This window comes from Pseudomonas oryzihabitans NBRC 102199 (assembly GCF_000730625.1).
Lineage (GTDB): Bacteria > Pseudomonadota > Gammaproteobacteria > Pseudomonadales > Pseudomonadaceae > Chryseomonas > Chryseomonas oryzihabitans.
This window is the reverse complement of record NZ_BBIT01000019.1, coordinates 34,556-53,251: the sequence shown is the minus strand read 5'-3', so window position 1 is coordinate 53,251 and position 18,696 is coordinate 34,556. Positions and strand designations below refer to the sequence as shown.

The following is an 18,696-nucleotide window of genomic DNA, read 5'->3' as shown; positions in this document are numbered from 1 at the left end:
ATTGAGGCAATAAGGCAGCCTCAGGCCATTAGTCTGATTAGGACTGAATTTATTGATGATTAGTTAGTTAAAGCGTAAAAGTGGAGCGGAGGTTAAACGTTAAAACGGAATGCTTCCTTCGCTCTCATCCAGCTTGTTCAGCATCCATTCCATCCCAGCAGCTTCAGCTAAGGTCTTTGGTGCTGATGATTTATACGTTGTAGCTTTGTATTCTACGAATGCACCGGCCTCAATAACGAATCGCTTCGCCTTATGTTTGAATACGGTTTGGCCATCTACGTTGGTAATAACCACTTGGTTCTTGTTGCACCAAAATTCCATCTCTTCGCTAACTGATCCGTTAGGTTTAAAGCGTTTAGTGGGCGCAGTGGCAAACGGACAAGCATTTACTGGCTTCTGTTGCACTACCTCAGAAGGGATTGTTTCCCACTCCTGATAACTGCTGAATTCATTTTCGACAGAAAACTCAATGCCCTCATAATCTTCCGGCGGTAGGGGTTCATTTACCCAAGCCTCTCCAGCGGCTTCAAATTCAACGTATACCTCAGTCTGAGCATTCGTGTTGGTTTGTTCTGATCGTTCAACTACGGAGCTAATAGAGGGCTTCTGAGCGACGTTCTCACGCTGCACCAACTGTAGGTCTTTAGTGATCACATAAGAGTTGCTCACGCGAGCCCCACCCATGTTCTTAGTGGCGATGACTAGCACACCAGATACACTTAGCTTCTTGATGAATCGTTTGACAGTGGAGACACTGAAACCAGTGTAGGCGGCGATCTCGTCCTGGTTGTCGAACCAGACATTGTTGTTGGCCTTAAAGAACTGATACCGATCTAGCATCCAAGACCACAGCATTTTCTCTTCACTCGTGAAAGGATATACAACCTCCTTCACTTCTCCGGTAGCAACCATCTTACCTTCAGGATTCTTTACCTTCACTTGTTCCCATCCTTTCCAGCCAGTAGCAGTCAGGAACTCACGGTAAACAGCAAAGTAGGGGGATAGCTCTTTTTCTGACTTAGCGAATAGTTGTGTTTTCATTTTTTAGGCCCTCTTGAGCACGTAGTTGATTTAGGTATTGATTGATAATAATGTTAGCTGTATGGGTAGCACTGTCTTTGTTCAAAAGCTTCATAATCTCGAACAGGTTTTGAGTGGCTTGCTCACCAAGCCTTATACGCACTGTATTTTCCATTTCTATTTCCTCTTTGGTTAATCCCGTGGGTCTGGCAGACACTCGGGGAATCTATTTCTCTATCGATCTTCGATCTCTGCACCAAACAACAAATGTATAAGGACTAAAAACCCCAATACCACAGCAAGCACACAAGCCTGCATTAGCACGGATAGATAATAAGATTAAAAAGAATATTGTTTTTCTGCTCTTGCTCTATTAGGCCTTCGTGCGCAGGTCGAAGACCAAGCTAAGAAGGGCTAAGCTTTTAAGTGTCTAAGTCGTAAAATTAATTTTTCTTTTCTTTTATTCTTTGTTTTTATATTCATTATCTCTATATCATTATTACTACGGGGTCTGTGAGACCTACGCCCGAGTGTCTGCCAGACCCACGGGGAGTATCTACGAGAGCTACGGGCCTACTCAGCCCTACTCAACAGGTCATACAGCTCCGCATTCAGCCTCTCATCAATAATCAGGTTCAGCGCCTGACTAAATGAAATCTTCTTTTCTTGTGCTAAGGTCAGGACGTAGTCCACATGCCCCTTGGTAAGTGAAGCATTCATCTGTAGCTGGGATTGTTTGTTATGTTTTCGAGCTAAGGTCTTCATGCCTTTCCTCGCTTCTTAGAATGTTCTTTGATCAAGTCAGACACTAAGTCGCCTGGGTGCTGATGGAAGTCTTTCATCAAATCATTCAACGTCTTCCAGTCTTCCGGACTCAGCCAGATACCACACCGCTTGAGTCCACGTTTACGGAGATGATCACTAAAGGTTTCATTTTTCATTTTGTACGTTCCTCTTGTTTTAGTTGTTTAATCATTTCCTTGTTGGTTATCCCCAGCTTGATCCGGTGCCGGTGCATCTTGCCGTGGCAACTCTTACTACAGATCAGCTTACCTGCTGAAGAACACTCCATTGTCGCTTTGCACCACAAGCAGTGACGTGTGGTTTTTATTGTCATTATTGAATCCTCAAGCGAGAAATTATTTATTTTGAACGAACGAATCCCGCCGATTGAGTCATCCGACAGGGGTATTAATAAAAGGGCACCCAGGAGAGGACACTGTAGATGCCAAGGCTCTTGTTCAGAGCGGAGGAGTATCAGATATCAGGATGGCGGGCACAGCAAAACACCCAATTAAGGATGTTCTATTCGTGTTGTCTATTCTTTAAGTATAAGGCAGGAGGGTCAATCTTGAATACTGCATATAGCTTAACTGAATGTAAGCATTTAGCTATATATTAGAGAGCTTGAAATATATCGCTTTTCCTTCACTCTATTATACTGCCAAAGTTGCTATTCTGCAACTAATATATTGCATAGTGCTAAACTTTATTTTCGCTTTGACTTTCTCTGTCCCTATAACAATATTATACCCCGGATTTCTTGGTTTGCCTATAGTTAGTTGCATAGTGCTAAACTATGATTTATATAAGAATCCAGTAATAGCAAGGGTTTGAACCATTTATCTCCGCATAGCCATCCGACGAACGGTAGTGCTATTTTAGTTGTTTCACCACCTCTGCCGAAATATCGACCTTTTGTTATCTGACAGGCGATATGCACATCTAAGGGAAATATCGTCGATAAAGTAATAGCGTTAAGTCAAAAGCCCTGGCCTAAGCAATAGATTCCCTTAAGAGTTTAAAATATCGACGCTACGCCACCTACGGGCCTCTTGGTGAGACGTTCGGGTGCAGGGTGTAGCTGAGTAGCAGACAAAAGAAACCCCACTCTAAGGTGGGGCTAAGGTCTATGAGAGTTGGAGCACTCATACCTACTATGATTGCGATAACGGTGGAAGGTTCAGACTTTGTTCCAGTGGCGCTTGATGGTAGCGATGCCAACGCCTAGTTCTTTGGCTGCTTGGCTCTGAGTCAATCCGCGTACCTTGGCCTTCTGTACCTTCTCAGTAGTGTCCACAGCTTCAGGCCTTCCCAGCTTCTTGCCCTCTGCCTTTGCTCGTTCCAGGCCAGCATGGGTACGCTCGATGAGCAAGTCACGTTCGAACTCGGCTACAGCACATAGCACCTGCATGGTCATCTTGCCTGCTGCACTTGTGAGGTCTACTCCGCCCAGAGCTAGACAGTGAACCCGGATCCCTTCCTCTGACAGCTTCTCTATGGTGCTGCGTACGTCCATAGCGTTACGGCCCAGTCGGTCGAGCTTGGTAACGATCAGCGTGTCTCCGTGCTCCATGCGCTCTAGAAGCTTCTGGAAGCCTTTACGCTCACTAGCCTGGATAGAGCCGGACACCGTCTCAGTGACAACCCTACGAGCATCTACAGCAAAACCTGCTTGCTTTACTTCGAGTAGCTGATTGTCAGTGGTTTGGTCGGCAGTGGAGACGCGGGCATATAGGAACGTACGGCTCATCTCGATCCCTCGGTATCAATTAAGGTGGGATCATTTTATCAGCGTATCAAATAGTCGTTTGGCCTATTTGTTGATACCAGTTGGCCTATCGGATGAGCGGTATCGTTTAACGGTCGATTGATGATGCTGCTAGTAGAGGCCGTGCGCCTTAGCCAACGCCTTCTCCAGGCTCGCAACGCATGCCTGTTCCTTGGCGTAAATCTCAAAGCGGTGGTGTAGATCCGATTTCGCCCTCTCAAGCCGTGCCTTCCTTGCCGACAGCTCTTTCTCTAACAGACTGGTGCTCACGGTGACGTCGCATGGTTTATAGCCTTTCATACGTCTCTCCTGATGGCTCAGTTAGGGTCACGTAATCAGACAGTCGTTTGAAATCTAGTTCGTAGGGAAATTGTAATCACAATGTAAAGCTTGATAGATGCAGGCTATCAATAACTATTAGCGTGCAAATCTTTTGCAGAGAAAGCAACGCCTGTGCTTAGCAAACGGAGGGGGAGGGGAACAATAATCGGGCCACAGACGTGCTACAAGGTGCATGGTTGCTGGGGAGTGTCGGAGTGGCCCTTGTGTCTTTTTGTTATAATGTGACGTTTATAATGGATTTATGGTCAGTTTTATCTGGCTCACTGCTGTAAGCATCTGCTCAATGAAACGTCGCTTTCCATACACCGCAAATGTCACTGCTGTGTCCCCATGACCTACCATGTCCTTCAGTAGGCTATCGGCAATCCCGGCCTCTCTCATGTCATCGATGAACGAGTGCCTGAAGCTATGGAAGGTCTTACGAGGATCGGTGATCCCTTGCTTATGCCTGTAAACGCCAAACCACTTTGATACGGCGTATCCGTATTTGCCTCGGACAGCCTTCAACTCAGGCCACAACCTTTCCTGCCCTGCCTGCTTCAAATCCCCCAGGTGGTCACGTAGCCCCATGTCCAGCAGGTCAGGATGCAGCGGGATGATTCGTCGGCTGGAAGGGTTCTTGAGCTTCTGGTCTGGCCTAGCGTCATCGATCTTGATACAGGTAATGCCTTGTTCTTGCACAATGTCTTCAAGGTAGAGCTGAGATAACTCCTCCAACCGTGCTCCCGTAGCTCGTGCCAGCAAAGGTAGCCAGTACCTCCAGGGGTTCTTCTTAGCCTCCTTTGTTAGAGAGCCATGGTTGAGGAGGGTGGTAGTGTCTTGTTGATCAAAGGGTAGGCGTGCGTCCTTAGCTGACGCTTCCATCACCTTCATTCCGCTTAGAGGGTTTGTCTCAAGGTATCCGTTCGAAACGCACCAGTTCATCCATGAGGTGAGCTTTCGTAGCCGGTTGTTGATGGTAACTGGCGTTATGGTCTCGTACTGATGGCCTGACTCCACAATCTCCAGCAGCGTCTTGCCTTTGAACTCAGGACGCAAACCATAGTAGCTAGGGCATCGGGATAACCTCTCCTTTAGGGTCCTAGCCTGTTGCTGGTCAAAAACTTCCGCTTGCATATCACCCATCAAGGCAAAGAAGTCATGGATGGTGCGTTCAACGTCAGCTATCTGTCCTTGCCTCCAGGCTCCTTGCTTTCCTTCAGCTACGTACTCCTTAGCAAGCCTGCTCAGCAGCGGCCCGTTTGCTCTAACTGGTAGTGGAGTAACCGTCTGAGCACGAGGAGACGAGGAGGGCAGACGTTCGAGTCTCTCCGTCAGCACCAATGTCCTGCATAGTGCGTGTAGCTCGCTGTAGGTGGCTTGTGGGTGCTTAAACCGATGCTCATCGACCCTTTGAGCTATCGCCGTGGCCTTGAAGATCGCTGCTCGTCGCTCCTGTATCCCTAGGCTGATTCGTAAGTGCTGATTGCCGATACGGACGTTGAGGTAGTAGGTCGAGCCTCTGCGAATAACGTACATGTGTGACAGGCCTGTGTGACACCGATGTGTGACAAAGCCGCCACCTCAAGAATCATGTGTTGAGCATCGAAAGGAGGTACAACCCCAAACTCCCCATAACCTGCTGACTAGAGCGGTTCAGCGATCAACCAGTGTGCTTGCACAATACCCGGTCAGGCCCGGAAGGGAGCAGCCGCAGCGGTGATGTCGTGTGCCGGGGTGTGGCTGGCGGGGCCACCTCCATTTCTGCCCCGCGCTTTTCCTCTTCCGCGTTTCCCTCCTCTTTTTCCGCCTCGTCTCCCAGCGCTCCGCGACCACGCCACAGGGCTTTCGTGACGAAATGCACTGTTTTGGTTCATGGCTCTGTGCCATCATGCGCGCCGTACCCTCACCACTGGACAGATGTCCAAGGATCTCTTGTGAAGAACGGACTCGAATGCGCAGGACGCGCCCTGAGCAATGGCCTCCATCCCTATCGTGTCGACTGCCGACGCGACACCGAGACGACGCTGGTCGCGCAGATCTACCACCCCAGCGAGCCCCTGCTGCTGATCAGGATCGACCTGACCAACGAAGAGGCGATCAATCCCTTCAAGATGAACGCCACCGTGACCCGCCTGCGCAGCCAGCTGGATGCCCTGGCAGCCTATGTCGCAAGCGTGGTCCTGGCCGACGGTGAGGACCACTGCCGGCGTGCCTGAAGCGGCTTTTTACCCGCCGTTTTCCCTCCTAATCGCTTGAAAATCCGCCAGGCCGCCTCCATCTAGGGAGGTAGCCACAGCCCGCCCGGCGTCGCCCCGATGCCACGCCGCGGGATGCATTCGCGGCCCCTCTTCGTTAGCATGGGCGCCCCCCACGTCTTCTCCTGATCAGGTCTCGATGAGTTACCAGGTTCTTGCGCGCAAATGGCGCCCGCGGTCATTCCGCGAAATGGTCGGCCAGACCCATGTGCTCAAGGCGCTGATCAATGCGCTGGACAACGAGCGGCTGCACCACGCCTATCTGTTCACCGGTACCCGCGGGGTGGGCAAGACCACCATCGCGCGGATCCTGGCCAAGTGCCTGAATTGCGAGACCGGCATCAGCTCCACGCCCTGTGGCAGCTGCTCGGTGTGCCGCGAGATCGACGAAGGCCGCTTCGTCGATCTCATCGAAGTGGACGCCGCCAGCCGTACCAAGGTGGAAGACACCCGCGAGCTGCTGGAGAACGTGCAGTACGCGCCCTCCCGCGGTCGCTACAAGGTGTACCTCATCGACGAGGTGCACATGCTTTCCACCCACAGCTTCAATGCCCTGCTCAAGACGCTGGAAGAGCCACCGCCCCACGTCAAGTTCCTGCTCGCCACCACCGATCCGCAGAAGCTGCCGGTCACCATCCTCTCGCGCTGCCTGCAGTTCTCGCTGAAGAACATGCCGCCGGAGCGGGTCGTCTCCCACCTGCAGCAGGTGCTCGCCGCGGAAAGCATTCCCTTCGAGGACGATGCCCTCTGGCTGCTGGGTCGTGCGGCCGATGGCTCCATGCGCGATGCCATGAGCCTGACCGACCAGGCGATCGCCTTTGGCGAGGGCAAGGTACTGGCCGCCGATGTGCGCGCCATGCTCGGGACCCTCGATCATGGCCAGGTCTACGATGTACTCCAGGCCTTGCTGGACGGTGACGGTCGCGCGGTGCTGGACGCGGTTCGCCATCTGGCCGAGCAGGGCCCCGACTGGGGCGGCGTGCTGGCCGAGCTGCTCAATGTGCTGCACCGCGTGGCCATCGCCCAGGTGCTGCCCGATGCCGTGGACAATGGCCAGGGTGATCGCGAGCGGGTGCTGAGTTTGGCGCAGACGCTGCCGGCGGAAGATGTCCAGTACTACTATCAGCTGGGTCTGGTCGGGCGGCGCGATCTGCCGCTGGCACCGGATCCGCGCCACGGCTTCGAGATGGTCCTGCTGCGCATGCTGGCCTTCCGGCCCGCCGGTGCGGTGGTTGCCGAGCGACCGGCACTAAAGACGACGGGAGCCAGCCCGGCCACGGCTGACTCCAACCCCCGTCCGGTGGCCGCGGCGGTTCCGGCAGCGGCTGCGCCTGCGCGCCCGTCGCCACGCGAGGCAGCACCTGCGACGGTGCCGGCAACGCCTGTCTCCAGTAATACCACCCCTGTAGAAGAGCCGGTGGATCTCCCCTGGGAGGATCCTGCGCCCGTGGCGGTCAAGGCGGCTCCGGCTCCGGCTCCGGCTGCAGCTCCGACTCCGACTCCGGCTCAGACTCCGGTCGAAGCGGCTGGTGCGCCGGTCGCCCCCAGGGCGCTACCGACTCCCCAGGTCGAGGCGACCCCTGAGGCCACGGTGATCGCCGAATTGCCGGCGGACACCTCCGGTGACGATCTGGACGGTGACGAAGAGCCGCCGCCGGCCGAGGATTACTACGAGGTCGGGCTGGACGACTATCTCGACAGCCTGGGTGAGCCGGCTGCCGAAGCGGTGACCGCGGCGCCGGCGCCGGCGGTGCAACCGGCGACCGGTCTGGCAGCCGATTGGCAGACCCTGTTCCCCGACCTCAAGCTGGGCGGGTTGACCGCCAGCATCGCGGCCAACTGCACCCTGGTGGCGGTGGACGGCGATCGCTGGCACCTGCACCTGGATCCGGCGCAGAGCGCCCTGTTCAACGCCAACCAGCAGCGCCGGCTTAACGATGCGCTGAACCAGCAGCAGGGACGTCCCATCACGCTCGAGGTCACCATCCAGACCCCCGAGCAGGAGACGCCCGCCCAGGCCGCCGCCCGGCGCCGGGCGGAGCGTCAGCGGCAGGCGGAGCAGTCCATCCAGGACGATCCGTTGATCCGCCAGATGATGCAACAGTTCGCCGCCACGGTGCGCGCGGGTACCATCGAGCCGGTCGACACCCAAGCCTGACCGGTTTTCCATTCATAGTTCGAGGTAGCAGACATGATGAAAGGTGGCATGGCCGGCCTGATGAAGCAGGCCCAGCAGATGCAGGAAAAGATGCAGAAGATGCAGGAAGAGCTGGCGAACGCCGAAGTGACCGGTCAATCCGGCGCCGGCCTGGTCAGCGTCGTCATGACCGGCCGACACGACGTCAAGCGCGTCAGCCTGGACGACAGCCTGATGCAGGAAGACAAGGAAATCCTCGAAGACCTGATCGCCGCCGCGGTGAACGACGCCGTGCGCAAGATCGAGCAGAACAGCCAGGACAAGATGTCCGGCATGACCTCCGGGATGCAGCTCCCGCCCGGCTTCAAGATGCCTTTCTAGGTTGTTCCAGCTGCGGGTGTCCATCGGGCACCCGTCTCTCCCGCCTTCCAGTACGGTAGTCCATGAGCTTCAGTCCCCTGATTCGCCAATTGATCGATGCGCTCCGGGTCCTGCCCGGTGTCGGCCAGAAGTCCGCCCAGCGCATGGCCCTGCAACTGCTCGAGCGCGAACGCCAGGGTGGCCAGCGCCTGGCCTCTGCCCTCAGCGCCGCCATGGAAGGGGTCGGTTACTGCCAGCGCTGCCGCACCCTCAGCGAAGACCAGATCTGCGGCTTCTGCGCCGACACCCGGCGTGACGACAGCCTGCTCTGCGTGGTGGAGGGGCCCATGGACGTCTTCGCCGTCGAACAGACCGGCTATCGCGGGCGCTACTTCGTGCTCAAGGGACACCTGTCGCCCATCGACGGCCTGGGTCCGGACGCCATCGGCGTACCCGAACTCGAGCGGCGCGTCAGCGAGGGCGGCTTCACCGAAATGATCATCGCCACCAACCCCACGGTGGAAGGCGAGGCGACCGCCTATTACATCGCCCAGCTGCTGGCGCCCAAGGGCCTGACCATCTCGCGTATCGCCCATGGCGTGCCCCTGGGTGGCGAACTGGACCTGGTCGATGGCGGCACCCTGACCCACGCCTTCGCCGGGCGCAAGCCGATCAGTCTCTAGCGCTCTACCTTGGCCGTCTGCGCACCTCGGGCGCACGACACGGCTGTATCTTGTGATCGAGAAGCATTATCATTATCGGAAATCAGCGGCTTCCGAGGATGGTGATGCAGACGCTCGAGTCCGACCGGTATGGACACATCCGGACCCTCTACCAGGATCATCACGGCTGGCTGCGCGAGCGGCTGCAGCGGCGGCTGGGTTGCCTGGGGCAGGCGGCCGATCTGGCCCAGGACACCTTCGTGCGGCTGCTGGCCCGGGAAGGGGAGCTGGAGCGCCTGCGCGAACCCCGCGCCTTTCTCGCGACCGTCGCCCAGGGCCTACTGGCCAACCACTGGCGGCGCCAGGCCGTGGAGCGCGCCTATCTCGACGCGCTCGCGGCCCGACCGCAGGCCGTGCAGCCCTCACCGGAAGCCCAGGCGCTGATCCTGGAAACCCTGACCGAACTCGATGCGCTGCTCGACCGCCTGCCTGCTCGGGTGCGCCAGGCCTTTCTGCTGGCGCAACTGGATGGCCTCACCTATGCCGTCATCGCCGAGCGCCTGGGCGTGTCGGAGCGGATGGTCAAGAAGTACATGGCCCAGGCCATGCTGCACTGCCTGGAACTGGTGTCTTGAGTGCGCTGACGCCTGGCGGTGGCGGACCTCTGGCGGAAGCGGCGGACTGGTTCGCCGAACTGGCTGCCGACGAGGTGGATCCGGCCACCGAGCGGGCCTGGGAGCGCTGGCTACAGGCGGATAGCCGCCACGCGGTGGCCTGGGCGCGGGTGGAGGAAATCAGTGCGCGCTTCACCGGTCTGCCGCCGTCCGGGCGCCTGGCCCTGGCGCGGCGCGAGTCCCTGGGCCGGCGGCGGGCGCTCAAGGTGCTGGGTCTGGCGGTGGGCGGACTGGCCCTGGGCTGGGCGCGGCCGGACGACTGGCGGTTGGGGGAGGGCGCCACCCTGAGCACGGCGGTCGGCGAGATCCGTGCCTTCGACCTGACCGCCGGGGTGCGCGTCTGGCTCAACACCGACAGCCGGTTGGCGCAGGAGGCCGCAGACCGCTGGCGGCTGCTGCGCGGCGAGGTGCTGCTGGAAGGCCGTAACGGGGCGGCGCCGCTGCGACTGGACACGGCGTTCGGCCAGGTAAGACCCGGTCCGGGCTGCTGCGCAGTGCGGTTGCGTGACGACGGGCTGGAGGTCGCGGCCTATGCCGGCGCCCTGCAGCTGGCGCCACTCCAGGCCCGTGCTCAGGTCCTGACCCGGGGCCACCGGGCCCTCATGACCGCGACTGCCGTGCGGCCACTGGGGCCGGTCGATCCGGGGCGGCAACTCTGGCGCCAGGGGCGGCTGGTGGTGGACGACTGGTCGCTGGCGGCGCTGGTGGCGGAGCTGGGGCGCTATCGCCCAGGCCTGCTGACCTGCACCGCCACGGTCGCGCAATTGCGGGTGGTGGGCAGCTATCCCCTGGCTGACACCGACCGCGCCCTGGCCGCACTGGCCGACAGCCTGCCGGTGCGGGTGGAGCGACGCCTGCCCTGGTGGGTGCAGATCGTGCCCGCCTGAAAAAAATTTGCGGCGAGCGGTTCCCCTTTGGCGCGCTCGCGGGGCTTGGGGGAAACGATCTCCGCTTCGAGGCCCCTCATGCATCGCCAAACCCGTTTCACCCTGCATCCGTTGCGCCGCGCCCTGCGCGTCTTCGCCTTGGCCATGCCACTGGGCATCACCGGCCTGGCCACGTCCCAGGGCCTGGCCCAGGCGGTGCCCCTGGCGCAGGAATACCGCATCGAGGCGGGCAGTCTGGCCACGGTGGTGAGCACCTTCGCCGCCCAGAGCGGTGTACTGCTGTCGGCGCCCGCCCAGGGGTTGGAAGGTCGGCGCAGTCCGGGCCTGCAGGGTCGCTACACGCCGGCCGAGGGCTTCCAGCAGATCCTCCAGGGCAGTGGCCTGCAGGCGGTGCGCCTGGCGGATGACAGCTATCGCCTAGAAGCCATACCCGCGAGCGGTGTGACCTCCCTCAGCGAGACCACGGTGACCGGCTTCGCCCTGGGCAATGCCCTGGGCGAGACCGATGGCTACCTGGCGACCCACAGCGACGTGGCCACCAAGACCAGCAAGGGACTGCTGGAAACCTCCCAGTCGGTCTCGGTGGTGACCCGCGAACAGATCGATGACCAGGGCGCCAAGACCGTGCAGCAGGCCATGAGGTACACCCCGGGGATCTTCACCGGCCAGATCGGCGCCTCCAATCGCTACGACTACGTGGTGATGCGCGGCTTCGCCGACAACAGCGTCGACAACGTCTTTCTCGACGGCCTCAAGACCATGGGCGACAGCGGCACCTTCAGCTCGCTGCAGGTCGATCCCTATTTCCTCGAACGCATCGACGTGGTGAAGGGACCGGCCTCGGTGCTCTATGGCCGCAGCCTGCCGGGCGGCCTGGTGGCCCTGACCAGCAAGAAGCCGCTGTACCAGCCCTACCACCAGGTCCAGGCCACCCTGGGCAATCTCGGCCAGCGCGGCGCCGGTTTCGATTTCGGCGGACCGCTGGACGAGGAGGGGCATATCGCCTATCGCCTGGTGGGGCTGGCCCAGCACAGCGACACCCAGTTCGATCACGTGGAGGAAGAGCGCTATGCGCTGGCGCCCAGTCTGGCCATCGACCTGAGCGACGACACCACCCTGACCCTGCAGGCCTATCTGCAAAAGGATCCGGATGGCGGCTACCACAGTGGCGTCCCCGCCGAAGGCAGCCTCTATCGCCGCAATGGCCGCTACATCAGCAACCACTTCTTCGACGGCGAGCCCGATCACGACAAGTTCGAGCGGACCCAGCAGATGGTCGGCTATCAGTTCGAGCACAGATTCAACGACGTCTGGAGCGCGCGGCAGAATTTCCGCTATGCCAAGTCGCGGGTCGAGCTGGAGCAGGTCTATGGCTACGGCTATGTCGGCAGCAGCGACCTGCTCAATCGCTACTACTCCGGCGGCCGCGAGAATCTGCACGCCTATACCCTGGACAACCTGGTGCAGGCGGACTTCGACTGGGCGGGCAGTCGCCATACCTTGCTGGCCGGCCTGGACTACCAGCGCCGCTGGACCCACGTCGACTGGCCCAGTGGCACGGCGGATCCGCTGGACGCCTTCGAGCCCAGCTACGGTGGCCAGGTGACCGTCTACCCGGGCAGCGAATACCGCCGCGAACTGGAGCAGACCGGTGTTTACCTGCAGGATCTGATCGAACTGGATCGCTGGCGCTTTTCGCTCGGCCTGCGCCAGGACTGGGTGGAGATCGGCATCGAGGATCGCCAGGCGGGGACCCGCAGCAGCGCGCGCCGCGGCCAGGCCAGCGGGCGCGCCGGGGCGCTCTATCTGTTCGACAACGGCCTGGCGCCCTACCTGAGCTATTCCACCTCCTTCAATCCCAATGCCTACAACGATGCCGCGGGCAATCCGCTGGAGCCTACCGAGGGCAAGCAGTGGGAGCTGGGCCTGAAATACCAGCCGCCGGGCAGCGCCAGCTTCTACACCGCCTCGCTGTTCCACATCACCCAGGAAAACGTGGCGACCAAGCTGCCCCAGGAAGACTTCTATTCCTCGGTGGGCGAGATCCGCTCCCGGGGCCTGGAGCTGGAGGGCCATCTGCAACTGGCCGAGCGGCTCAAGCTGCTGGGCAGCTACACCTTCACCGATATCGAGTACACCCAGGCGCTGGACGGCACCCAGGGCAATACGCCGAATCAGGCGCCGCGGCACCAGGCCTCGCTGTGGGGGCAATACGAGCTGGCGGGGCCCCTGGCGGGCTTCAGCGTCGGCGCCGGCGCCCGCTACGTGGGCACCAGCTGGGCGGACAAGGCCAACACGCGCAAGGTACCGGCCTACACCCTGGTGGACGCCATGCTCGCCTATGACTTCACCCGCCTGGGACTGCCGGGACTCACGGCGCGGGTCAATGCCAACAACGTGCTGGGCAAGGACTACGTGGCGTCCTGCTACAGCCTGGATTTCTGCTACTTCGGCGAGGAGCGCAACGTGACCGCGACGGTCAGCTACAGCTTCTAGGGGCTCGGGGTCCTGCCGCTCAGGCAGGACCCCTGGCCTCAGCCCTCCAGCTGACCGCCGGCCAGGGCGCAGAGGCGGGCGGAATCGAGGATGCGCACCTCCTTGCCTTCGGCCGCCAGCACCCCGCTCTGCTGGAAGCGGGTGAACACCCGGGACACGGTTTCCACCGCCAGGCCGAGGAAGTTGCCGATCTCGTTGCGCGACATGCTCAGGCGGAATTGCTGGGCGGAAAAGCCGCGGGCATGGAAGCGGGCGGAGAGATTGACCAGGAAGGTGGCGATGCGCTCGTCGGCACTCTTCTTCGACAAGAGCACCATCATCTGCTGGTCATCGCGGATCTCCCGGCTCATCACCCGCAGCAGCTGGCGGCGCAGTTGCGGCAGCTGCTCGGAGAGTTCGTCCAGGCGCTCGAAGGGGATCTCGCAGACGGTGGTGGTCTCCAGCGCCCGGGCCGAGACCGGATAGCGCTCGGTGTCCATGCCCGACAGGCCGACCAGTTCGCTGGGCAGGTGGAAACCGGTGATCTGCTCCTCGCCGGCATCGCTCAGGCTGCTGGTGCGCAGGGCGCCGGAACGCACCGCGTAGACCGAGCCGAAGGTATCGCCCTGGCGGAACAGGTGGTCACCCTTGGCCAGCGGCCGGCCGCGCTTGACGATCTGGTCGAGGGCGTCCAGGTCTTTCAGATCGAGCGACAGCGGCAGGCACAGCGAGGCGAGGCTGCAATCCTTGCAATGGGCCTGGGCGTTGCGCAGCTTGAGGGGCTCGGTCATGGGGGAAGATCGCTTCTCGTCTGGTTCCAAAAGTCTAACTTTAGCAGTCGTGGCAGGCATGGGTCATATCACCCGGGAAAAGCGCTGGTTGTCGTGGCCCGGCAGATAGCGGTCGAACAGCATGCACAGGGCGCGGATCAGCAGGCGGCCCGGCGCCAGCACCTGCAGGCCGCGCGCATCGAGGCGGATCAGGCCGTCGGCGGCCATGGCCTCGAGGTGCGGCCAGGCGTCGGCGAAGTACTGGCGGAAATCCAGCTCGCAGCTGCGCTCGATGGCGGCGAAATCCAGCTGGAAATGGCAGATCAGCTGGGCGATCACCGCGCCGCGGATGCGGTCGTCCCGCGAACGGCGCAGGCCGCGGGCCACTGCCAGTTCGCCCTGGCCCAGGCGGTCCTGGTAGCGGGCGAGATCGGGGGTGTTCTGGCAGAGCACCTCTCCGACCTGGCTGATGGCGGAGACCCCGAGGCCCAGCAGGTCGCAGTGGCCGTGGGTGGTGTAGCCCTGGAAGTTGCGCTGCAGGGTGCCGTCTTCCTGGGCGATGGCCAGGTCGTCGTCGGGCAGGGCGAAGTGATCCATGCCGATGTAGCGATAGCCGGCGGCCAGCAGCTGTTCCACGGTTCGCTGCAGCATCTCCAGCTTGGCCGCGGGGTCCGGCAGTTCGCTGGCTTCGATGCGCCGCTGCGGCGGAAAGCGCTGCGGCAGGTGGGCGTAGTTGAACACCGACAGGCGATGCGGCTGCAATTCCAGCACCCGCTCCACGGTGTGGGCGAAGCTGGCCGGGGTCTGCCGCGGCAAGCCGTAGATGAGGTCCAGGTTGATGGAGCGATAGTCGAGGGCGCGGGCGGCCTCCACCAGGGTACGGGTGTCGTCGAAGGGCTGCAGGCGATTGATCGCCAGCTGCACCTGCAGGTCGAGGTCCTGGACGCCGAAGCTGACGCGGTTGAAACCCAGCTCGCGGAGCAGCCCCATGGTGCTCCAGTCGGCTTCGCGCGGATCGATCTCGATGGAGTAGTCGCCCCGGTCGCCGTCGGCCAGGGTGAAGTGCCGGCGCAGGTCGGCCATCAGCTCGCGCAGCTGCATGGGGTTGAGAAAGGTCGGGGTGCCACCGCCGAGGTGCAGCTGCTCCACCCGCTGCCCGCCGTCCAGGTGCCGGCTGGTGAGGGCCATCTCCTGACGCAGGGCCTGGAGGTAGGCGACGCTGCGGCTGCGGTCCTTGGTGATGACCTTGTTGCAGGCGCAGTAGTAGCAGATGTTGGCGCAGAAGGGCACGTGCAGGTAGAGCGACAGCGGGCGTCCGGCCTGGCGACTCAGGCGCAGGGCGCCGAGCAGGTCGAAGGGACCGATGCCGTCGTGGAATTGCACGGCCGTGGGATAGGAGGTGTAGCGGGGGCCGGCGCGATCGTAGCGGGCGATGAGGTCGGCGTCCCAGACGAGAGCGGCTGTCATGCCGGGCTCCAATGGTTTCGAGGTGCCCAGTGTGAGGGGCGCGGCCTGCGCTTTATTGATCCAGATCAATGGATAGCCGGTTAAGCTTTGGCGTTTGGACGAGGAGTAGCCCATGGCAGACGAGTTGTACCTCGACAGCTTTCGCGAATGCCGACCCGCGGGTCCGCCGCTGGCGACCCTGTTGCTGGCCCATGGGGCGGGGGCGGGGATGGACAGCTCCTTCATGGAGCAGCTGGCCGAGGCACTGGCGCGGCGCGACATCCGCACCCTGAGATTCGACTTTCCCTACATGGCGCGGGCCCGCGCCGAAGGCCGGCGCCGCCCGCCGAATCCGGCGCCGGTCCTGCTGGAGCACTGGCGGGCCATGGTCGCCACCTGGCGCGCGGCAGAAAGCGGTCCGTTGTGGCTGGCGGGCAAGTCCATGGGCGGGCGGATGGCCAGTCTGCTGGCCGACGAACTGGGCGCGACGGGCCTCGTGTGCCTGGGCTATCCCTTCCATCCGGCCGGCAAGCCCGAGCGGCTGCGTACCGAGCATCTGGCGACCCTGGCCACGCCGACGCTGATCGTCCAGGGCGAGCGGGATGCCCTGGGCACCCGTACGGAGGTGGCCGGCTATGCCCTGGCGCCCACGCTCGAGGTGCAGTGGATCGCCACCGCCGACCACGATCTCAAGCCGCTCAAGAGCAGCGGCCTGAGCCAGACCCAGGCGCTGGTGGAAACGGCGGCCTGGGTGGCGGCCTTCGTGCGGAGCAGCGGCTAGATCACCCGGAAGCCACTGGTGCCATCGCGCCGCAACTGCTCGACCAGGCCGAATTCCCAGTCCAGGTAGGCCTGCATGGCCGCGCGCGGGGCATCGGTGCCTTCATAGGGGCGCCGGTAGCGATCGCGCCGGGTCGACAGCAGCCGTGTTTCGCCGCCTTCCACCGGCAGACCGGCAGCCAACCAGGCCGCGGTACCGCCCTCCAGCAGCAGGACCGGCCGGTTTGTAACGGCCTGGACATCGACGGCGGCGAAGGCGGCCAGTTGGCCACTGCCGCAGGTGAAGACATAGCGCTCGGCCGGTGGCAGCGCTGCCGGCAGATCGGCGCGCAGCACCCAGGCGGCGCCCGGGATGTGTCTCTGGACATAGTTGGCGCTGGCGGTGACATCCACCACCAGGGTGCCGGGCTCCGCCAGCAATTCCTGCAGGCGCGTCACCGAGATGCGCTCCACCGGCCCGGGGACGGGGGCGGGCGGCTGCCAGGGACCGGTGGCGCTCAGGGCGTTGGCTGGGATGGCGTCGACCACCGCCACCTCCCAGCCCATCTGCGCCAGCCAGGAGGCGCTCATGTTGGCGCGCACGCCGTCGTCGTCCACCAGGGCCAGGCGGGCACCGCGTACCGGGGCGCTGTGATCGGTCTCCTGGACCAGCTGGCCACCCGGCGTCGAGCGGGCGCCGGGCAGGTGGCCGGTGGCGAATTCCTCGGGGGTGCGCACATCGATCAGGTAGTTCGTCCGCCGCGCCTCGGTGCGCCAGGCCGCCAGTTCGCCGAAGGCCAGCCGGGCGACACCGGCGCGATCGGCGACCTGACGCGCGCGGGTCGCGGCGATCGCTTGGGTCGCCGGACTCACCGCACCGAAGCGGCGTTGCTGGCCGTGCTCCAGGGTCTGGCCGGCCAGCGTCCAGCCGATGGTGCCGTTGCGCAGGGCGGCCACCGGATTGGGAATGCCGGCGTTGATCAGCGACTGGGCGCCGATCAGGCTGCGGGTCCGGCCGGCGCAGTTGACGATGACCCGGGTCCGCGGATCGGGTGCCAGCTCGGCGACCCGCAGCACCAGTTCGGCGCCCGGCACGCTGACCCCGCCGGGAATGCTCATGGTCTGGTATTCCTCGAAGCGGCGCGCATCGAGGATCACCAGGTCGGCGTCCTGATCCAGCAGCGCCTGGACCTCCTCGGCGGGCAGCGAGGGGGTATGGCGCCGGGCTTCCACCAGCTCGCCGAAGGCCTTGCTCGGCACGTTGACGTCGATGAAGAGCTCGCCGCCGCTGGCGCGCCAGCCCGCCAGGCCGCCCTCGAGCAGGGCCACGTCGGTGTAGCCCAGGGCGTGCAGGCGTTCGGCCGCGCGTTCCGCCAGGCCTTCGCCATTGTCATAGAGGGTGATGGCCACATCGCGCCGCGGCAGCCGCGACCAGGCCTCCAGTTCCAGGCGCGACAGCGGCAGATTGGCAGCCCACAGCGGGTGGCCGGCAGCGAAGGGGTCCTCCTCGCGGACGTCGAGCAGGGCGACTTCGGTGCCGGCGAAGAGCGCCTGGCGGATGTCCTCGGCGGTGCGGATGGCGGTCATGGTGTGGCGGTCTCCTGGGACAGGTCCCACAGGTTGGGCAGCTGGCGATTGGTGTAGCCGGAGATGAAGGGCTTTTCCTGGCCATCGGCGGCATAGACGGCGCGGCGCACGGCGCCGATGTTGCCGCCATAGACGTGGATGCTGATGGAGGTGCGGTCGGCATAGGCGTTGCTGACCTGGTGGATGTCGCCCACCCGCGGCGAGACCGCTTCCACCTGGCCCGGCTCCAGGCGCACGGGAGCGCCTTCCGGCTGCAGGCGGCCGGCGGGATCGCGGGCGAAGCCCTGAGCGGTCTCGGCGCCGCGCAGCATGCCGATCAGGCCCCAGGTGCGGTGGTCATGCACCGGCGTGGCCTGGCCCGGCCCCCAGACGAAGCTCACCACCGAGAAGCGCTGACGGGCATCGGCATAGAGCAGGTACTGGCTATAGCGCTCGGGGCGGGGCAGGGCGCAGTCCTCGGGCAGCCAGTCGTCATGGCGGACCAGTTCGCCGAGCAGGGCGGCGCCGCGCTGCAGCAGCTGCGGCTCGGCAGGGTGTTCGTCGACCAGGGTGGCGAGGTCATGCAGGAACAGGCGCAGGCGGTCGAGCCTAAGGGTCATGGAGGGCTCCACGAGTAAGCCGGGTGGGCGATGACGGCCATTAAAGCAAGGCCGGCGCCCAGCACCTTAGATCGATTGGTTCTGTGCTGAAAACTATAATTCACATAATTTGCAATATAGGTTATCCGTGCTGTGCATATTAGGTTATGCGCAATCGATATTTCCGTCTCGGCAACTCCCAACGTTAGGT

The 18,696-nt window shown here is 62.0% G+C and carries 18 protein-coding genes; 8 read left to right on the top strand and 10 right to left on the bottom strand.

The window, feature by feature from the left end; translation table 11 throughout:
• Nucleotides 1-99: 99 nt before the first annotated feature.
• From POR01S_RS23135 to POR01S_RS18980, 6 genes are all read right to left on the bottom strand, one after another.
• The gene (locus POR01S_RS23135) at nucleotides 100-1,041 is read right to left on the bottom strand and encodes a helix-turn-helix domain-containing protein (protein WP_156045038.1); all 942 of its coding nucleotides are present in this window, start codon (nucleotides 1,039-1,041) and stop codon (nucleotides 100-102) included.
• A 552-nt stretch (nucleotides 1,042-1,593) separates the two neighbouring features.
• Nucleotides 1,594-1,785 (bottom strand): hypothetical protein, encoded by a 192-nt coding sequence (locus tag POR01S_RS18995; RefSeq protein WP_042137695.1) that lies wholly within the window; start codon nucleotides 1,783-1,785, stop codon nucleotides 1,594-1,596.
• Nucleotides 1,782-1,961 (bottom strand): hypothetical protein, encoded by a 180-nt coding sequence (locus POR01S_RS23735; RefSeq protein ID WP_156045037.1) that lies wholly within the window; start codon nucleotides 1,959-1,961, stop codon nucleotides 1,782-1,784. The genes POR01S_RS18995 and POR01S_RS23735 overlap by 4 nt, the downstream gene beginning before the upstream one ends.
• Nucleotides 1,962-2,983: 1,022 nt before the next feature.
• The gene (locus POR01S_RS18990) at nucleotides 2,984-3,553 is read right to left on the bottom strand and encodes a recombinase family protein (RefSeq protein WP_042137693.1); all 570 of its coding nucleotides are present in this window, start codon (nucleotides 3,551-3,553) and stop codon (nucleotides 2,984-2,986) included.
• A 129-nt stretch (nucleotides 3,554-3,682) separates the two neighbouring features.
• On the bottom strand, nucleotides 3,683-3,871 hold the full coding sequence (locus tag POR01S_RS18985; RefSeq protein WP_042137691.1) for a hypothetical protein: 189 nt from the start codon (nucleotides 3,869-3,871) through the stop codon (nucleotides 3,683-3,685).
• Nucleotides 3,872-4,141: 270 nt separating this feature from the next.
• Complete coding sequence (locus POR01S_RS18980; RefSeq protein ID WP_042137689.1) at nucleotides 4,142-5,431, bottom strand: site-specific integrase; 1,290 nt, start codon at nucleotides 5,429-5,431, stop codon at nucleotides 4,142-4,144.
• Nucleotides 5,432-5,829: 398 nt separating this feature from the next.
• On the opposite strand from POR01S_RS18980, the gene POR01S_RS18975 reads away from it, so the two are divergent.
• From POR01S_RS18975 to POR01S_RS18945, 7 genes are all read left to right on the top strand, one after another.
• Entirely contained in the window at nucleotides 5,830-6,111 is a 282-nt protein-coding gene (locus tag POR01S_RS18975) for a hypothetical protein (RefSeq protein ID WP_027597719.1), read from the top strand.
• A gap of 178 nt (nucleotides 6,112-6,289) precedes the next feature.
• Nucleotides 6,290-8,308: a DNA polymerase III subunit gamma/tau gene (dnaX, locus tag POR01S_RS18970; protein WP_081875241.1), complete on the top strand. Its 2,019-nt coding sequence runs from the start codon at nucleotides 6,290-6,292 to the stop codon at nucleotides 8,306-8,308.
• Nucleotides 8,309-8,341: 33 nt separating this feature from the next.
• Nucleotides 8,342-8,668, top strand: a complete 327-nt coding sequence (locus POR01S_RS18965) for a YbaB/EbfC family nucleoid-associated protein (protein ID WP_007162246.1) — start codon at nucleotides 8,342-8,344, stop codon at nucleotides 8,666-8,668.
• Nucleotides 8,669-8,730: 62 nt separating this feature from the next.
• Nucleotides 8,731-9,330 carry a recombination mediator RecR gene (gene recR, locus POR01S_RS18960; RefSeq protein ID WP_007162247.1) on the top strand — a complete coding sequence of 200 codons (600 nt, stop codon included), beginning with the start codon at nucleotides 8,731-8,733 and terminating at the stop codon, nucleotides 9,328-9,330.
• Between the two features lie 104 nt (nucleotides 9,331-9,434).
• Nucleotides 9,435-9,944, top strand: coding sequence for a sigma-70 family RNA polymerase sigma factor (locus tag POR01S_RS18955; protein WP_042137685.1), 510 nt, complete (start codon nucleotides 9,435-9,437; stop codon nucleotides 9,942-9,944).
• Nucleotides 9,941-10,870 (top strand): DUF4880 domain-containing protein, encoded by a 930-nt coding sequence (locus POR01S_RS18950; RefSeq protein WP_042137683.1) that lies wholly within the window; start codon nucleotides 9,941-9,943, stop codon nucleotides 10,868-10,870. The genes POR01S_RS18955 and POR01S_RS18950 overlap by 4 nt, the downstream gene beginning before the upstream one ends.
• A 78-nt stretch (nucleotides 10,871-10,948) precedes the next feature.
• Nucleotides 10,949-13,366 carry a TonB-dependent siderophore receptor gene (locus tag POR01S_RS18945; RefSeq protein ID WP_042137681.1) on the top strand — a complete coding sequence of 806 codons (2,418 nt, stop codon included), beginning with the start codon at nucleotides 10,949-10,951 and terminating at the stop codon, nucleotides 13,364-13,366.
• 38 nt (nucleotides 13,367-13,404) lie between these two features.
• On the opposite strand, the gene fnr is transcribed toward POR01S_RS18945, so the two are convergent.
• A complete protein-coding gene (gene fnr / locus POR01S_RS18940; RefSeq protein WP_007162251.1) occupies nucleotides 13,405-14,136 on the bottom strand; it encodes a fumarate/nitrate reduction transcriptional regulator Fnr in 732 nt (243 codons plus the stop codon).
• A 63-nt stretch (nucleotides 14,137-14,199) separates the two neighbouring features.
• Nucleotides 14,200-15,582 carry an oxygen-independent coproporphyrinogen III oxidase gene (gene hemN / locus POR01S_RS18935; protein ID WP_027597725.1) on the bottom strand — a complete coding sequence of 461 codons (1,383 nt, stop codon included), beginning with the start codon at nucleotides 15,580-15,582 and terminating at the stop codon, nucleotides 14,200-14,202.
• A 112-nt stretch (nucleotides 15,583-15,694) separates the two neighbouring features.
• Here hemN and POR01S_RS18930 point away from each other — a divergent pair, with 112 nt between their 5' ends.
• Nucleotides 15,695-16,342, top strand: coding sequence for an alpha/beta family hydrolase (locus tag POR01S_RS18930; RefSeq protein ID WP_042137679.1), 648 nt, complete (start codon nucleotides 15,695-15,697; stop codon nucleotides 16,340-16,342).
• On the opposite strand, the gene POR01S_RS18925 is transcribed toward POR01S_RS18930, so the two are convergent.
• Nucleotides 16,339-17,907 (bottom strand): rhodanese-related sulfurtransferase, encoded by a 1,569-nt coding sequence (locus POR01S_RS18925; protein WP_042137677.1) that lies wholly within the window; start codon nucleotides 17,905-17,907, stop codon nucleotides 16,339-16,341. The two genes, POR01S_RS18930 and POR01S_RS18925, sit on opposite strands and share 4 nt — an antisense overlap.
• A complete protein-coding gene (locus POR01S_RS18920) occupies nucleotides 17,904-18,506 on the bottom strand; it encodes a cysteine dioxygenase family protein (protein WP_042137675.1) in 603 nt (200 codons plus the stop codon). Before POR01S_RS18920 ends, POR01S_RS18925 begins: the two co-directional genes overlap by 4 nt.
• Nucleotides 18,507-18,696: the final 190 nt, after the last annotated feature.

Excerpts from the sequence above, each read along its gene's own strand:
- POR01S_RS23135 (WP_156045038.1), bottom strand. The coding sequence starts at position 1,041 with ATGAAAACACAACTATTCGCTAAGTCAGAAAAAGAGCTATCCCCCTAC.
- POR01S_RS18995 (WP_042137695.1), bottom strand. The coding sequence starts at position 1,785 with ATGAAGACCTTAGCTCGAAAACATAACAAACAATCCCAGCTACAGATG.
- POR01S_RS23735 (WP_156045037.1), bottom strand. The coding sequence starts at position 1,961 with ATGAAAAATGAAACCTTTAGTGATCATCTCCGTAAACGTGGACTCAAG.
- POR01S_RS18990 (WP_042137693.1), bottom strand. The coding sequence starts at position 3,553 with ATGAGCCGTACGTTCCTATATGCCCGCGTCTCCACTGCCGACCAAACC.
- POR01S_RS18985 (WP_042137691.1), bottom strand. The coding sequence starts at position 3,871 with ATGAAAGGCTATAAACCATGCGACGTCACCGTGAGCACCAGTCTGTTA.
- POR01S_RS18980 (WP_042137689.1), bottom strand. The coding sequence starts at position 5,431 with ATGTACGTTATTCGCAGAGGCTCGACCTACTACCTCAACGTCCGTATC.
- dnaX (WP_081875241.1), top strand. The coding sequence starts at position 6,290 with ATGAGTTACCAGGTTCTTGCGCGCAAATGGCGCCCGCGGTCATTCCGC.
- POR01S_RS18965 (WP_007162246.1), top strand. The coding sequence starts at position 8,342 with ATGATGAAAGGTGGCATGGCCGGCCTGATGAAGCAGGCCCAGCAGATG.
- recR (WP_007162247.1), top strand. The coding sequence starts at position 8,731 with ATGAGCTTCAGTCCCCTGATTCGCCAATTGATCGATGCGCTCCGGGTC.
- POR01S_RS18955 (WP_042137685.1), top strand. The coding sequence starts at position 9,435 with ATGCAGACGCTCGAGTCCGACCGGTATGGACACATCCGGACCCTCTAC.
- POR01S_RS18945 (WP_042137681.1), top strand. The coding sequence starts at position 10,949 with ATGCATCGCCAAACCCGTTTCACCCTGCATCCGTTGCGCCGCGCCCTG.
- fnr (WP_007162251.1), bottom strand. The coding sequence starts at position 14,136 with ATGACCGAGCCCCTCAAGCTGCGCAACGCCCAGGCCCATTGCAAGGAT.
- hemN (WP_027597725.1), bottom strand. The coding sequence starts at position 15,582 with ATGACAGCCGCTCTCGTCTGGGACGCCGACCTCATCGCCCGCTACGAT.
- POR01S_RS18930 (WP_042137679.1), top strand. The coding sequence starts at position 15,695 with ATGGCAGACGAGTTGTACCTCGACAGCTTTCGCGAATGCCGACCCGCG.
- POR01S_RS18925 (WP_042137677.1), bottom strand. The coding sequence starts at position 17,907 with ATGACCGCCATCCGCACCGCCGAGGACATCCGCCAGGCGCTCTTCGCC.
- POR01S_RS18920 (WP_042137675.1), bottom strand. The coding sequence starts at position 18,506 with ATGACCCTTAGGCTCGACCGCCTGCGCCTGTTCCTGCATGACCTCGCC.